General features: G+C 61.3%; 12 protein-coding genes. 3 read left to right on the top strand and 9 right to left on the bottom strand.

Annotated features, from left to right (window positions below):
- Positions 1-258: 258 nt before the first annotated feature.
- The 9 genes from ACA041_RS11675 to ACA041_RS11635 all read right to left on the bottom strand — a co-directional run bounded on the left by ACA041_RS11675 (position 259) and on the right by ACA041_RS11635 (position 12,594).
- Positions 259-2,694: an efflux RND transporter permease subunit gene (locus ACA041_RS11675; RefSeq protein WP_497441229.1), complete on the bottom strand. Its 2,436-nt coding sequence runs from the start codon at positions 2,692-2,694 to the stop codon at positions 259-261.
- A gap of 27 nt (positions 2,695-2,721) precedes the next feature.
- Positions 2,722-3,795, bottom strand: coding sequence for a WD40/YVTN/BNR-like repeat-containing protein (locus tag ACA041_RS11670; protein ID WP_497441228.1), 1,074 nt, complete (start codon positions 3,793-3,795; stop codon positions 2,722-2,724).
- 149 nt (positions 3,796-3,944) lie between these two features.
- Positions 3,945-5,306, bottom strand: coding sequence for a DUF1329 domain-containing protein (locus ACA041_RS11665; RefSeq protein ID WP_497441227.1), 1,362 nt, complete (start codon positions 5,304-5,306; stop codon positions 3,945-3,947).
- A gap of 32 nt (positions 5,307-5,338) precedes the next feature.
- Entirely contained in the window at positions 5,339-7,165 is a 1,827-nt protein-coding gene (locus ACA041_RS11660) for a DUF1302 domain-containing protein (RefSeq protein WP_497441226.1), read from the bottom strand.
- 192 nt (positions 7,166-7,357) lie between these two features.
- Positions 7,358-8,365, bottom strand: a complete 1,008-nt coding sequence (locus ACA041_RS11655; RefSeq protein WP_497441225.1) for a YeiH family protein — start codon at positions 8,363-8,365, stop codon at positions 7,358-7,360.
- A gap of 85 nt (positions 8,366-8,450) precedes the next feature.
- Entirely contained in the window at positions 8,451-10,031 is a 1,581-nt protein-coding gene (locus ACA041_RS11650; protein WP_497441224.1) for an acyl-CoA carboxylase subunit beta, read from the bottom strand.
- Complete coding sequence (locus tag ACA041_RS11645; protein ID WP_497441223.1) at positions 10,028-11,587, bottom strand: class I adenylate-forming enzyme family protein; 1,560 nt, start codon at positions 11,585-11,587, stop codon at positions 10,028-10,030. The genes ACA041_RS11650 and ACA041_RS11645 overlap by 4 nt, the downstream gene beginning before the upstream one ends.
- A 66-nt stretch (positions 11,588-11,653) precedes the next feature.
- Positions 11,654-12,364, bottom strand: a complete 711-nt coding sequence (locus ACA041_RS11640) for a GntR family transcriptional regulator (protein WP_497441222.1) — start codon at positions 12,362-12,364, stop codon at positions 11,654-11,656.
- Positions 12,365-12,369: 5 nt separating this feature from the next.
- Complete coding sequence (locus ACA041_RS11635; protein ID WP_497441221.1) at positions 12,370-12,594, bottom strand: acyl-CoA carboxylase biotin carboxyl carrier protein subunit; 225 nt, start codon at positions 12,592-12,594, stop codon at positions 12,370-12,372.
- 196 nt (positions 12,595-12,790) lie between these two features.
- Here ACA041_RS11635 and ACA041_RS11630 point away from each other — a divergent pair, with 196 nt between their 5' ends.
- From ACA041_RS11630 to ACA041_RS11620, 3 genes are read left to right on the top strand one after another with little or no spacing between them, the layout of a single operon-like run.
- On the top strand, positions 12,791-13,258 hold the full coding sequence (locus tag ACA041_RS11630) for an acetyl-CoA carboxylase biotin carboxyl carrier protein (RefSeq protein WP_497441220.1): 468 nt from the start codon (positions 12,791-12,793) through the stop codon (positions 13,256-13,258).
- A complete protein-coding gene (gene accC / locus ACA041_RS11625) occupies positions 13,258-14,667 on the top strand; it encodes an acetyl-CoA carboxylase biotin carboxylase subunit (protein ID WP_497441219.1) in 1,410 nt (469 codons plus the stop codon). Before ACA041_RS11630 ends, accC begins: the two co-directional genes overlap by 1 nt.
- On the top strand, positions 14,664-16,061 hold the full coding sequence (locus ACA041_RS11620; protein WP_497441218.1) for an acetyl-CoA carboxylase biotin carboxylase subunit family protein: 1,398 nt from the start codon (positions 14,664-14,666) through the stop codon (positions 16,059-16,061). Before accC ends, ACA041_RS11620 begins: the two co-directional genes overlap by 4 nt.

The following is a 16,061-nucleotide window of genomic DNA, read 5'->3' as shown; positions in this document are numbered from 1 at the left end:
CGGTGGTTGGAAAAATATCTCGGTATTGAGCCGCCAAGTGCTGCACCAGAATTTGCGACTGAGCGAGTGATACCGTGCAGGTATCCAGGTCAGTCGAGGTGATGAAATGCCGAGGTCAGGCTTCGCGGATCCGGCGAGCGATCTTGCGGATTGAAACAGAGCAGGACACAGGCCCATGCCGACCAGCAGCAGTCGCTGCTGGAGGCGGTAACGGCATAAGCGCGGTTCGCGTCGGCCCCTCAGCCAGGCTGAGAGCCCTCAGACCCGCTGTTTGCGCAGCAGAAAGTACGACAACGCCGGGATCAGGATCAATGCGCCAAGCATGTTCCACAGGAACATGAAGGTCAGCAGGATGCCCATGTCGGCCTGGAACTTGATCGGTGACCAGGCCCAGCAAATGACCCCGGCAGCCAGCGTAATACCGACCAGCCCCACCACCCGTCCGGTGAACGCCACGGCATTTCGATAGGCCTCGGAAAGAGGCATGCCCTGTCGCTGGTAGTGCAATTGCACGCTGAGCAAGTACAGCGCGTAGTCCACGCCGATCCCGACACCCAGGGCGATCACCGGCAGCGTCGCCACCTTCACGCCAATGCCCATGACCACCATCAAGGCCTCGCAGAGGATTGAGGTCAGGACCAGCGGCAGCATTGCCACCAGCGTCGCTCGCCAGCTACGGAAGGTGATCAGGCAGAACAACGTCACTGCGGCATACACGTAAAGCAGCATGGTGCGATTGGCCTCGCGCACCACGATGTTGGTCGCCGCCTCGATGCCGGCACTGCCGGCCGCCAGCAGGAACTGGCGATCCTCGGTGCTGTTGTCCCGGGCGAACTTGTCGGCGATGGCCACCACGGCGTCCAGGGTTTCGGCCTTGTGGTCCTTGAGGTAGGCAATCACCGGCATCAGCGAGCAGTCGGTATTGAACAATTCCGGCGCATTGACCGAGGCCTGCTGCGCGGCATAGTTCAGCACGTTCTGGTTGCGCTGGATGCTGTTGAGCTTGGGATTGCCCTCGTAAGTGCCGGCGGTGATCTGGCGCACTGCATTGACCAGTGACACGGTGGCCTGCACCCCCGGATGTTGCTGCAGCTCCCACGCCAGGCGATCCGCCAGAACCAGGGTCTGGTAGTTCAGACAACCTTCCGCCGGCGTCTTGATCATCACTGCGAACATATCACTGGACAGGGCGTAGTGGCTGGTGATGTAGGCGTTGTCACGGTTGTAGCGCGAGTCCTCACGCAGTTCCGGAGCGCCACTGTCGAGGTCACCGATCTTCAGCTGCAGGCTGACCGCGAAGCCGCCGATCCCCAGCAACAGCGCCACCAGCACGGTACCCGTGGCCCACTTGCGGGTGGTAAATCGGTCGAGCAGATCCCACAAGCGGCCAAGGCCGCGATGCCCGGCAGCGCGGCTGTCGATTTTCAGGGCGCGCTCGGCCGCCTTGCGCCCGACACCGATGTAGGACAGCGCCACCGGCATCAGCAGCAGGGAGGTGAAGATCAGTACGGCCACGCCGATGCTGGCGGTGATGGCCAGGTCCTGGATCACTGGAATATCGATCAGCATCAGCACGGCAAAGCCCACCGCATCGGCCAGCAGCGCGGTGACCCCGGCGATGAACAGACGGCGGAAGGTATAGCGCGCGGCAATCAAACGGTGCGTGCCGCGAGCGATGTCCTGCATGATCCCGTTCATCTTCTGCGCCGCGTGGGACACGCCGATGGCGAAGATCAGGAACGGCACCAGGACCGAGTACGGATCGATGGCATAACCCAGCCAGGCGACGATACCCAGCTGCCAGACGACCGCGATCAGCGAACAGCCGACCACCAGCAACGTGCTACGCACACAGCGGGTGTAGAGGAAAATGATCACCAGCGAGGTGACCACGGCCAGGCCGAAGAACATCATCACCTGGATCAGGCCATCGATCAGGTCGCCCATCAGTTTGGCGAAGCCGATCACCCGCACCTTGTACTTACCTGCGCCCTCCTCCCCGGCCTTGTGCGTGGCGCCGCTGGCGAACTCGATCTTGTCGCGCAGTTGCTCTTCGAGCTGCCGGGAGAATTCGTGGTAGTTGATGCTCTGGCCGGTGGCCGAGGTCTTGTCCAGCAGCGGCACGATCAACATGCTCGATTTGAAATCGCTGGCCACCAGGCTGCCGACGATGCCGGCCCGGTTGATGTTCTGACGCAGCTGTTCGATGTCCGATGGCGAGCCTTGATAACTGTCAGGCATTACCGGGCCGCCCTGGAAGCCTTGCTCGGTGACTTCAGTCCAGCGTACGGCCGGACTCCACAACGACTTCATCCAGGCCCGATCGACGCCCTGGGTGAGGAACAACTCATCGTTGATCTGCTTGAGGACACCCAGGTATTCGGGGTCGAAAATGTCGCCCTGGGTGTTCTCCACCACCACCCGTACCGAGTTACCCAACCCCCGCAGCGACTTGCGGTTCTCGAGGTAGTTCTGGATGTACGGCTGGCTCTGCGGAATCATCTTTTCGAAACTGGGACGCAGCTCCAGGCGGGTCACCGCCATGTAACCCAGCACCACGGTGACCAGCGCCATGAGCAGCATGAACAGCGGCCGATTGTTGAACACCATCCGTTCCAGCAGGTTGCCGGAGCGCCGATTGAAATCCGACAATTGCTGGATCACCGGCATGGTGTCTTGCTTCAAATTGGCCATGTCTGATACTCGCTCTGATTCTTATGGTTATTCTTTGGGCAGTGCACGCGCGCCACGGCTACCTACCAGCACCAGCGCGCCATTGGTGCCCAGGGCGGCACCGGCCACCGGCGACTGTTGAGCCTGTGGCAGCAGTTGCAGCGCAGCATTGCTGTCGCCGCTCATGAGCATGTGCCCGGCCTGGGTGAACAAACGATAGCGACCGCTGTTATCCACCACTGCGGCGGTGATGCTGACCTGCAGGCCACTGTTGACCTGCGTCCAACTGTTGCCACCATCGGTACTGCGGAACACATGGCCGCGCAGACCGTAAACAAGGACCTCGCCAGGCTTGCCGACTACACCAAAGTAACTGCCCTGATAAGGCGTCTGCAGAGCGATGAAACGCTCGCCGCTGCTGTCCAGCTTGAGTAGCAGGCCCTGTTCGCCGACGATATACAGCGCATCGCCCGTCGAGGCGATGGCATTGAGATGAAAGCCCTGTGGGTTATCGACATTGCCCTGGAATGGCAGCCAGGTGCGACCGCCATCGGTGGTGCGCAGGATCAGATTGAATACGCCGACCACATAACCGACCTGGTCGTTGGCGAACCAGACGTCGAGGAAAGGTTTGTCGGCGCCCTCCTCGATCAGGCGCTGGCCCGCATCGGTCAGCAATGCCCATTGTTCGTTGTCCGGTTCGGCACTGGCCAGCGCCCCATAGTGCTTGACCAGCAACGCACCGATGTCGCGGCCATCGAGCTGCTTGCTCCAGGTAGCGCCGGCATCGCTGCTGTGCAAAACAACACCATCGTTGCCCACTGCCCAGCCCTGCTCGGCCGTGGGGAAATTCACGGCATTGAGGTCAGAGCTGACCGGCACGTCGGCCTGCCGCCAATTCTGGCCGGCATCATCGGAATAGAGAATATGACCACGCTGCCCCACCGTAACCAGGCGCTGTCCCGCACGGGTCACGCCCAGCAAAGGACTGCGCACTGCCAGTGCACTGGGCTGGGCCGGCAGATCCAGCACGTCAATGTAGCTTGATGCCTGCGCGCCGCCCTGCAACAACGTCAGCAGCGCACCCAGTACCAGCGCCGCGAAAGTCTTGAATGAACACATACTGCGTCCTCTTGAAAAACTGCGCCGGCTACGCTTGCGCGCACCGACGCCGGAATCAACTGCTCGAGATGATCGCCACTACATCCGGCATCCGCCGATCTATGCAGAGGTATCAAAACCGGGCAGCCCGGGAGCTTGTCTCGCCGCGATTAGCGAATACCCGCGCCCGCCAGCGACTCCGCTGACCATTGCGACTTGGAAAGTGCTTCGATGTACTTGATGCCACCGTAGGGGCCGTACATGCCTGAGATGCTGTAACTGCCCACGATAAAGTCATAGATCATGAAGTTGTCCGCGTTCGGTGCCTGCACGTCGTAGCTGTAGGCCATGTGCGCGAAGGAGCCGCGGTACAGCTTGCCATTGGCGTCATATTCGTCCGATGCCAGGGCGATCCAGCTGTCCTCGTCGAGGTAGAAGGTGCGCTTGTTGTAGATGTGGCGTTTGCCCGGTTTCAACGTCGCCTCGACCACCCAGACCCGGTGCAGCTCCCAGCGCACCAGGTCGGGGTTGATGTGATTCGGCGTGGTGATGTCGGCCGCTTTGTCGTGGTAGCTGAGCTTGTAGGTGTTGTACGGAACGATCATTTCCTTCTTGCCGACCAGCTTGAAGTCGTACCGGTCCAGCGCGCCGTTGAACACCCAGCCATCGTCATAGGTGGAGCTGCCGGCCGTACCCGGGTTCGGCGTGTCATAGGCAAGGTCCGGTGCCAATTTCACTCGACGTTGACCCGGCAGGTACTGCCAGGCGCGACGGGGTTGCTTCAACGGGTTGACCGCATCTTGAATCAGGATCGCCTCACCGGCGCGACGGGCCGGGCCCTGGTAATAGAGCTTGGTCTTGAAGAAAATATCGCTCTCATTCGCCGCAGTGGTACGGGCCGGATCGTACAGCGGGTACTCAAGATAGGCATTGCCGGTGGTCGCCAGGGTCGCGTGACCGGAGGAATCGACGTTCCAGTTGTCGTACTTGGTATTGAGGGCATGCCCCTGGTAGCGCAACAGGTGGTTCCACATGGCTTCATTGCCATCGTTGGGGATCGGGAACGGCACGCCCGGCAGGGCATTTTCCAGGGCTACCCCGCCTTCGAGGGATTTGGTGCCGACGGCATTCTTGGCGGTGTTGTCCAGCAATCGTTGTGGCAGGCCCACGGTGCGGTGGGTCGGATAGACGTCGACGCGAAACGACGGGAAGCGCTTGAGCAGTTCCTGGGTCGAAGCGGTGAGCTTGCCGGAAAACTCACCGGCATTTTTCCCGCTGATCACCAGCTTCGGCTTTTCCGCCTCGAACGGGTCGGGACGGAAGGAGCTGCCCTTCTGGTAGCTGGCCGGCGCAGTCTTCAGGCCGCCGGTATAGGCCGGGATGGAGCCATCGGCATTGCCGGCCTTCTCGGCGCCGACGCCGGTCAGGGTAGTACCGAGCTTGGCAGCCTGGTCCGGGGATACGGCTGCCTGGGCGGCGCTGGCGACGGCCAGCGCAAGGGTGGTGGCCAGTAAAGATTTGACGAATTTCATGGGGTGTCTCCTGTTGCAGGGCAACGGTTCGATCAAATAGTCGTTTTGAAGGTCAAGGTGACCATGCCGCGATCCTTGAGCTGCGGCGGAGTGCCACCGAACGAGGTGGTTTGACCGGGCGCGCAGTTGTACTGCCCGTTGGCACCCGGTGCAGCGCCGTCTCCAGGGTTGCCAGCGCTGCCTGGCGAACTGCAGGTATCGAATGGACCGAAGTTGTCCACGTACTTCAGGTCGAAGCGGTACTGGTTGCGAACATCCATGCCAATGCCGACCGAATAACTGCCGGAGTCCTCGTTACCGCCGAGCTGCACGGCGGAGTTGCCGTCGAGGCCGACGTTGTAGGTCATCGGCATAAACATATCGATGCCGGGGAACACCTGGTACCAGGTCGGGTTGAAGTTGACGCCAACGATGAAGTTGTCCTTGGTGACCTTGTCGGTGCCGTGGTACCAGTCCTCACCCTTGAACAGCTGCTTGTTGTCGGTGACCTTCAGCCAGCGGCTGTAGCCGAGCTCGACCAGCAACGAGGAGCTGTCCCACAGTGGCGTGTCGGCAAAGGTGGTCAAACCGTTGAGCACCGCGTGGACGGTGTTGCCGCGGGCCACGCCGTCTTCGCCATTGAAGCCGCCGATGAAGCCGGGCAAGCCGGCCGCTGCCGCTGCAGGGCTGACAGTGCCGGCCACGCTGGCCAGTGGCATGTTCTCGCGGTAGTTCAGGTCGAAGCCGACGCTGACCCCACCGATGCTTTTCGACAGGCTGATGCCGTAGATATCGATGTCATCGACATAGAACTGGTTATAGCTGCCAATGTTGCCGGAGATGATCTGTGCCGGGCCGACGGCAGTTGGCTGCAGGACCAGGTTGGGCAGGATGTCGGAGGTGTTGCGGTAGTAGAAACCGAGCGTGCCGTCCAGCCATTCCGGGCTCCACTTGGCCATCAAGCCGAAATCGCCACGGTCGTCCGGGGTGAAGGTATGGCCATTGCTCAGGCGCAGGAACTGGTTGGCACCGATCGGGCCAGGGGCACCGAAGAACGGGTTGACGCCGCCGATCAGCGACAGGTTATGCCCGCCACTCTGGATGCCATCGTTGAAGCCCAGGTACGTGCCGGACTCCGGCAGGCGCGAAGCATCCCAGTCGAGGAAGTACTGGGCACCGAGGGTCAGCTCCGGGTTGACCGTGAAGTTGACGGACAATTGATTACGCGGGATGAACAACTCCTTGGCTTCGGTGCCGGGTACCGCCAGTGCCTTGGAAATATCCAGGCCGGACTGGCCGTAGCTGTTGCCGTGGGCGAAAGCCAGGATGCTTTCGCCCCAGTATTGGGTGTGGCTACCGAGCTTGGCGCTGAGGATCGACTCTTCGCCGACTTCCATGCTGCCGAACACGAAGGCATCGAGGATCTCGGCGGACGGGCCGTTGTAGTAGCGATCGGCGTAACCGCTGATATGGCGTGAGTCCGGCACCCCGTGGTTGAGCTGGTTGGTGGCCGCGTTATCGCTGCCGACATGGTCATAGGCGTGGTCGTACCAAGTGTTGGCGCTGACGCGAAAACCCATCTTCTGTTTGTAGGTCACATCCAGTTCCGAGAGCACGTCCAGGCGCTGAGACACCGCACTGCCCGAGGAGAAGTTGCGGTTGCCGTCGTTGTTGTTCCACGAATTGGCCAGCTTGCTGTTGGGGCTTTCGACCCGCTGGGCATAGTTGAACTTGAACGTGTTGTCGAAACGCACGGCCCAGTCTTCACTGCCGGTGGTGATTTCGAAAGCCTGGGCAGCCGGCAACACAGCGATGAACAGCGCCGAGGCCAGAAGTGTTGGCTCGAACACGCCACAACCATGATTTTTGTTGATTCGCATACGTTGGCTCCGTTTTTGTTGTTGTTGTTGTTGTTGTTGTTTTGTGTACATGGAAAAACACCCGGCTCTTCACATTTGGGCGTAACGGCGCCCACTACTCATAACCCCGTCAGGGGGACTGTCTGATTCATTCAAAGCGACCCGATCAATACCGCTGGAGTCAGCAGACACAGCAGCACCGAATGGCCAGACTCAACTACCCAGTCGCAGCAACAGCAACACCAGTCCCAGCAAGAACAAAGTCTCACCGAGCATCAACAGAATAGGTTTGAACCCCACCGTAGCCAGCTCCTTCAGCTGGATTTTCATCCCGAGCGCGCTGATGGCCACGACCAGACACCAGCTGGACAATTGATTGCCCAGGCTCTGCACCACGGCAGGGAGCCAACCCAAACTGGTTACCGTCGCCAATACAACGAAGGCCACGGCAAACCAGGGCAACAACGGTGGCCGCTCACCTGTCCCCTGCCCGCCCTGAGCACGGGTGATCAGGACCGCACAGACGATGACCGGCAACAGCATGGCGATGCGCATCAGCTTCACCACCGTGGCGGTATCGCCGATGTCATGGGACATGCTGTACCCGGCACCGACCACCTGCGCGACGTCATGGATGGTGGCACCGAGAAACACCCCAGCTTGCAAAGGATCCAGTCCAAGCGCCTTGGCGATCACCGGATAAAGGATCATGGCCAGGGTCGACAGGCTGGACACGCCAATCACAGTGAACAGCGTCGCCCGCTCCTTGGCCTGATGGGCAGGCAGCGCCGCCGCCAACGCCAGCGCCGCGGATGCCCCGCAGATCGCGGTGGCCCCACCGGACAAAAGACCGAACAACACATTGAAGCCCAGCGCGCGCGCCGCCAGCATTGACACCAATATGGTGACCACCACCGAAACGACCACAATCAGCACCGGATGCCAACCCAGCGCCACGATCTGCTCCAGGGAGATGCGCAGGCCCAACAAGGCAACCCCGACGCGCAGGATTTCACGAGCGCTGAAATCGATTCCCGGCTTGCTCGGCCCCGCCGCCAGAAAATTCATGGCCATACCGAGCAGGAGCGCCAGCAGCATCACCGGCACCTGGTATTGGTCAGCCAGAAACCGCGCCGCAATAGCGACGACGATGCTGGCCGATACACCCGGCAGGTGGTGGCTGACAACCGACTGAAACTGAATGACGGCGGATCTGGACATAATAAAAATTCACTAAGTGTTGCTGCTTACATCGGATGAGCGTGGAAACACTCTACTCAACTCGGCGTGAAGCTTGACCGCAGGACTAGCGCATGGTCCGCCGCTTCGGCCCAAGGGAAAGTGCGGTGATGCGATACGCGTCACCCACCCAGTTGCACAGCAGCGGACGCGTACTGTCCGGTTCAATAACATCGATAACGCCAAAGCGTTCGGCCGTACGCAGCGGTGAAGCCAGGGCCTGGTAATGAGCCTCCAGCTCCTTGCGACGCGCCAGCGGATCATCGGCTGCGGCGATTTCCTGCTTGTAAGCTGCCGCTACACCACCCTCGATAGGGATCGAGCCCCACTGCGCCGAAGGCCAGGCAAAACGGTGCGGCAACGCCGTGCCCGTCGGACCGTGCCAGGGGCTGACCATGGCACCGGCGAGACCGACACAGCGACGCAATACGATCGTGATGACGGGCACGCTGGCCTGCTCGATCGCATGCACGGCCTGCATGGCGGCAACCAGGGTTCCTTGCATCTCCGCCTCCTGCCCGGTCATGACGCCCGGTTGGTCCACGAGGTAAATGAGCGGCAGATGGAAGGTGTCACACAGGTCGATGAAACGGGTCTGCTTGAGCGCCGCCGCACGGGTGAGCGCACCGCCGCCGACTCGCGGGTTGTTGCAGATGATCCCCACCGAATAGCCGTTGAGACGGGCAAAAGCGGTGATGGTCGACGCGCCGAAATCCGGAGACATCTCGAACAGACTGTCTTTGTCGACCAGCGACTTGAGGATCTTGTGCGGGTTGAAAATCTTGCGCCGGTCGTGGGGAATGGCATCGTTGAGCCAAGCGTCACGGCGACCGGGAGAGTCCGTCGATACCACGCGCGGTGGCTGCTCCCAGACATTGCCCGGCAGATAAGACAAGAAGCGCTTGGCCAGATCCAGCGCCTCGGCGTCGGAGTTGGCGGCCAGATTGATCATGCCGCTGTGACGATGCACCTGGTCGTAACCGCCGAGGTCGTTCTTGTCGATATCGATACCGAACGCCTGCTTGACCACCGGCGGACCGGCCGCAAATACCTGGCTCTGGCCGCGCACCATGATCGACAGGTGAGAGGCGGCGACCCGCAGTGCACCCAGTCCTGCACAGGCACCGTGAGCAATGCCGACGACCGGCACCGCACCCAGCAGGTTGGTGATCGGCAACAAGGCATAACCCGGAATCTTGGTATGACCGAGCTTGTCGAGCAGCTTCACACTGCCACCGGCGCTGTCGATCATGCGGATGATCGGCAGCTTGTATTCCCAGGCATAACGATCGGCGTAGATCCACTTTTCGGCTACGGCCGCTTCCGACGAACCGCCGCGAATGGTGAAATCATCCGCCGCCACCACGGTACGCCGCTGTTCGATCGTGCCCACGCCGACCACAGCCGTGCTCGGCGTGGCGGAGGCAATCTTGCCTTCTGGCGTGTACTTCACGGCGCCGGCCAATATGCCGAATTCCTCGAAGCTGTCGCTCTCGAGTAGATGACCGATGCGCTCACGCGCCGTGAGCTTGCCTTGGGCATGATGCTTTTCCACCGCTTCCGGGCCACCCAATGCATAGGCGACTTCACGACGCGCACGGATGTCGTCGAGCTCCAGCGACCATTCGGGGGCAACAGGCGTGCTCATGATGATTTCCTCTCCAGGCGCGCGAGATAGTCATCGCGCAGAATGTTTTTCACGACCTTGCCGGCATTGTTGCGCGGCAGGGCATCAACGAACTCGATCAGACGCGGTTTCTTGTAGCCGGCGATCAATGCGGCGCAATGACTGCCGAGCGCCTCGCTGTCGACCGTGGTGCCTTCGCGTCTGACGACAAAGGCCGCGATACGCTCGCCCCACTCCGGGTCAGGTAAACCAAGAACTGCAACTTCGACGACGTGCGGATGGCTTTCCAGCGCATCCTCGACTTCCCGCGCGTAGACGTTGAAACCACCGGAAATGATCATGTCCTTGTTGCGCCCGACGATATAAAGGAAGCCCTGTTCGTCGATATAGCCAAGATCGCCCGAGTAGTACCAGCCATCGCGGATGGCCTCGGCCTCCAGATCGGGACGGCGCCAGAAAGCCACTTCGCCGATACCGAAACTCTCAAGGGCGATCTCGCCGATTTCACCCACCGGCAGCTCCTCCCCTTGCCCGTCGCGTACGGTGATCCGCACATTGGCCGTCGGCTTGCCGCAGGAGCGCAGCACTGCGTCCTCAGCGTGTTCGTGCGGATAAAGCACCGTCAGCGGCTGTACCGCCTCGGTCATCCCATACTGCTGGCGCATCACCGGACCGAACCGCGCAATGGAGCGGCGGATCAGGTCAACGGAGGTAGGCGCGGTCCCGTAATGAATGCACTTGAGCGACGAGAGATCGGCCTCGACACCGCTGTCGAGGGTGTCAAGCAAGCGTGTGAGCATGGTCGGCACGCACATCATTTGCGTGATGTGATGCCGCTCGATCTGCCGCAGCGTCTCCACAGGCTCGAACTTCTCCAGAATCACATTGCGCGCACCACGCAAGTAGCAGGGCAGCAAATGGACACCGGCGGCATGGGTCAAGGGGCCGACATGCAACATCGCGTCTTCCACACCCAGGCTGTATTCCATGGCATAGAAGTGGTTAGTCAGGCGTTCGTACCAGCGCTTTACCGTGTAGGTGACGCCCTTGGGTTTACCGGTCGTGCCCGAGGTATATGCGATACGCAGCAACGCCTGCGGTGAGACCTGAACATCGGGCGCATGTGCCGGCATTACCGCGAGCAGTTGCCGATAATCCAGTACCTGCGGCGCCTGCCAGCCAAGCCCGATCACATGACGCAAGCTGGCGACGCGATCGCGAACACCTTCGCCGATCTCACGGAATTCCGGCCCCACCACCAGCAGGCTCGCACCGGCGTCGTCCAGGATGGCGATCTGCTCGGCCAAGGTATGCCGGGCATTGAGCGCTACATAAACCAGGCCCGCCTTCTCGACAGCGAAAACGCTCTCGATCGCCTCGGGCGAATTGTTGAGCAACACAGCCACGCGCTCCCCGACCTGCAACCCAAGCGAAACCAGGGCATGGGCTAGACGGTTGCTGCCCGTCTCGACGTCGTCATAGGTCAGGCAGTCGTCCCCGAAAATCAGGGCGGTGCGGCCACGGTGCTGTCGGGCAGCCCAACTAAGCATTAATCCTGCGGTGCGTTCTTTTGTCATGATATTTTTGTCTTATTGTCGACAATTTGACACAGCACTACGGAGTGTTGTGCCCCCGTGTGTTATTTACTCAAGCTGATTCAATGCGGCCTGGTGGGAAGCGCTGATCAGTTCAACCATCAGCTGCCCGACCACCGTATTGCTGTTTTGCCTGAGTGCTTCGACCAGCTCGCGCCAATGCACGACGGAAATCTGCCGACGCTCTGCCGAACGCAACCCCAACCGGGTATAGCGTGCGGTCTGGATACCCAGTGCCCCCATCAGTTCGGCCAACTGCTTGTTGCCGCATGCCTGGAACAACAGTGTGGTCAGGCGATAACTGCCCTGCGCATATTCATCCAGCGCATCCGATTGCCCGGCGATCAGCTCAAGCCGGGTGACGATGGCGTCCATCTGATTCACGACAGACGCATCAACATCCACCAAGTGCCTGGCCAACAACCCGGCCAACACGGCGCGGATCTCGAACAGGTTGTCGATTTCCTGCCGGCTCAATGAAGTGACATGCGCGCCACGCTGCGGCACGATGGTCACCACGCCCACCTTCTCGAGAATGCGCAGGGCCTCGCGAATCGGACCACGACTAACCTGGAAATGGTCGGCCAGTTCCTGTTCACGCACGGAGTCACCCGGCCCGTATTCACCGCGCAGAATCGCAAGCGTAATGCTCTCGGCAATCTGCTCCGGCATCGTCAACACGCGCTGGCGACCAGCGCGCATGATACCTATTGCACTACCGCCCTTGGCGGCCGACGCCGAACCTGCATTCATTGACATAGACTTCAATCGCACTCCATCAGCAAAACATCCTGGCCATCTTTGACCACCTCGCCCTCGGCAACGAGAACGCTGACCACTCGACCCGATTCCGCAGCCATCAAGGGGATTTCCATTTTCATGGACTCCATGATGATCAGCGTCTGATCTTCTTCAACGACATCGCCTTCGCGGACATGGATTTGCCATACCGTTCCAGCGACATCCGATTTAACAGTGATTGTACTCATTCTCGCCCCCTCCAAAACACTACTGTTTTCTGAATTCGCTGAGCCCTGGCCTGCACACGCTACGCTTTTTCAACACGACCTGCGCAAACGCCCTGAGCAATGATCAACAAACTACATGATTGTATGATTGTTGACAATCCTACTTTTCAATGTTTTTATTCGTCCAGGCAATTCGAACAACAAGAGGCCATCAGGCATGTCGCTCACTCATAAAGAAGCACGCAGGATCCTGGAGATTCTGGATCACACGACCCATCTGGACTTTCTTGAGGTCCGCATCGGTGACACCACACTGACGGCCAGCAAGTCCGGCACGATTCAACGGCCCCTGGAGCCTGCCCAAGGCGCCACGCCCGCAAAACCCGCACAGCCGGCGCCCGCGGTGCCGGTCACCAGCGAACCCGAAGTCGCCGAGGGCCAGGTCGCCGTGCGCGCGACCATGATGGGCACCTTCTATCGCAAGCCCAGCCCCGACCAACCGTCCTTTGTCGAAGAAAACGCCCTGGTGGAAACAGGCACGCCCCTGTGCCTGGTGGAAGCCATGAAACTCTTCAACACCCTCGCTTCCCCCGTCAAAGGCCGCATCGTGCGCATCGTCGCCCAGGACCTGCAGATGGTTCAGCGGGATCAGTTATTGATGATTATCGAACCGGAGACTCGCTGATGAGCAGCATTCCCGTGGCAACCCGCGACATTCGCCGGGTCCTGATCGCCAACCGTGGCGAAATCGCTGTCCGCATCGTGCGGGCCTGCAAAACCCTGGGTATCGAATCGGTGGCGGCCGTGTCCGAAGCCGACCAGGACAGCCTGGCCGCCCGTCTGGCCGACCAGTACGTGATCATTGGTCCGCCACCGGCTGCGCAAAGTTATCTGTGCGCCGATCTGCTGGTGCGCACCGCGCTGGAACACCGCTGCGACGCTATCCACCCGGGTTATGGCTTCCTTTCCGAGCGCTCGCATTTCGCTCAGGCCTGCGAAGACGCAGGGCTGGTGTTCATCGGCCCTTCCGCCGAGATCATTGACTCGATGGGTGACAAAATCACCGCCGTCGGTCTGGCAGAAAAGGCCAAAGTACCGCGGGTACCCGGCTCGGACGCCGTCGCCGATGCCGACACCGCACGCCGCATCGCCAGCGAGATCGGCTATCCGGTGCTGTTCAAGGCGACGGCCGGCGGTGGCGGCCGCGGCATGCGCATCGTGCGCAGCGATGAAGAGGCCGAAGCGGCGTTCCGCTCGGCCTCGTCGGAAGCGCAAGCGGCCTTTGGCGATCCGACCCTCTATGTCGAGAAGTTCATCGAACTGGCGCGCCATATCGAAATCCAGATCATGGGCGACCGCCATGGCAACGTGGTGCACCTGGGCGAACGGGAGTGCTCGACTCAACGCCGTCACCAGAAGCTGATCGAGGAAGCACCCTCCCCCAGCCTCGCGCCGCAAACCCGCGAACATATGGGTGAATGCGCCGTACGTCTGGCGAAAAATGTCGGCTACTTCGGCGCGGGTACGATCGAATTCGTGGTCGACGACCGCGATGGAAAATTCTATTTCCTGGAGATGAACACCCGCATCCAGGTCGAGCATCCGGTGACGGAAATGATCACCGGGTTCGACCTGGTCGCCGAGCAGATTCGCATCGCCGCCGGCCTGCCGCTGTCGTTCAGTCAGGCGGACGTCACGCTGGTCGGGCATGCGATCGAATGCCGGATCAATGCCGAAGACCCGGACCGCAATTTCCTGCCAAGCCCGGGCCTGGTGAGCGAATGGCAGCCGCCCACGGGCAAGGGCGTTCGGGTCGATACTCACTGCTACAGCGGCGCCACCGTACCACCTTTTTATGACTCCCTGCTCGCCAAACTGATTGTGCATGCGCCGACCCGCAGTGAAGCGATCGTGCTGATGCGCAAGGCGCTGGAGGACATGAAGGTTGTCGGGCTGGCGACCACGGCCAGCTTCCATCATGCGGTACTCGACCACCCGGACTTCGTCGCAGGCCGGGTCACCACGCGCTGGGTTGAAGACGTCTTCGTACCGGCCCGCAAACAGGCTTTGAAACAAGCCAAGGAGCGCGCATGAGCATGACAACATTGGTCGATGTCAGTCTGAGCGATGGCCAGACCGCCACCTGGGATGGTGCCGCCAGTACAGCGATGCTGCTGGGGACCATGAACTCGCTGGGGCACGCCCGACTTGCCGCGATCGAGGTGCTGAGTCCGGCCGTCATCGCGCAGTGCATCAGCCGCGATGAAAACCCGCTGCAACGCGTCGCCGCACTGCGCCAGCGCGCCAATGGCACGCCCCTGCGCGCGACGGTGAACCTGCTGCCCGCCCATGGCCATATCGATGTGCTCGCCGGCGAAGCGCTAGACGGCTGGCTGCGCCTGCTCGCCAAGTCCGGCATCAGCGAGGTCGTATTGATCGATCCGCAGCTGGACTTCCAGCGCCTGGGCGACGCCGTGCAAATGGCGTTGGCCAACGGCCTGAGCGCAGTCGCCGCCCTGCCCTATGCAGACGACCTTGAGCATGACGACGCCTGGTATTCGGCCGCGGCCGCACGCCTGGCCCAGACCGGCGCACAGCGCATCATGCTGCGCGACGAAGCCGGCCTGCTGCATGTCGATCGCCTGCCCGGCCTGCTCGCGGCCCTGCGCAGCGGCGTCGATCGCAAACCTCTGGATCTGCACACCCGCTGCCATACCGGCCTCGGTCCGCAGGTCGCACTGGAGGCGATCCGGCTCGGTATCGAGCGCCTCGATGCTGCGCTGCCCGCTGTCGCCAACGGCGCATCGACGCCCTCGCTGGCGCTGCTAGTGCGCTCTGCGGCGCTGCTCGAACTGCCTGTGCAATCGCCGGATCAGGATCGTATAAAAGAAGCCCAGGCCCAACTCGCTGCCGTGGCGGATCAGGAAGGATTTGCCGAGAGCCAGCCCTGGGCCTTCGACCTGGCGCCCTACGAACACCAGTTGCCGGGGGAAATCGCCGTGCCGGCCCTGCAAGCGTTGCGCGAGCGCGGACGCCTGGCCGATTTGTTCGAGTTCTCCCACGAGTGCACGCGCATTCGCCAGGAGCTGGGCCAGCCGCCGATGCTGCAACCTTTCGCACAAGCCATCGCGAGACAGGCCCTCGAGCATCTCGATGCCGGCCCGCGCTACGCCACGTTGCAGCCCGCGCTGCGCCGCTGGCTGCAAGGCTGCTACGGCCCGATCGACACGTCGCTGACCAGTCTGCAACAACGCATCGGCGCCGTCGCGCACCCTTGCCGTCCGATCATCGTGCCAACTACTGAAGATGCACTGGCAGCACTGATCTGCGGCTGCGCTGCGCTGCCACCGTTGCACAAACTTCACTATGAAGTCCGCTCGCCTGAGCAAGCCCTGACTCACGGGCTGCTGCAACGCTGGCCCGACTACACCGTATTGAGCGTCACAGGCCCGGGCCTGTCCATCCATCTCGAACACAGCAAGGGGTGA

The organism is Pseudomonas sp. LBUM1676 (assembly GCF_059695605.1).
Note: the sequence above shows the minus strand (reverse complement) of the source record. Positions and strands in the feature narration are given on the sequence as shown.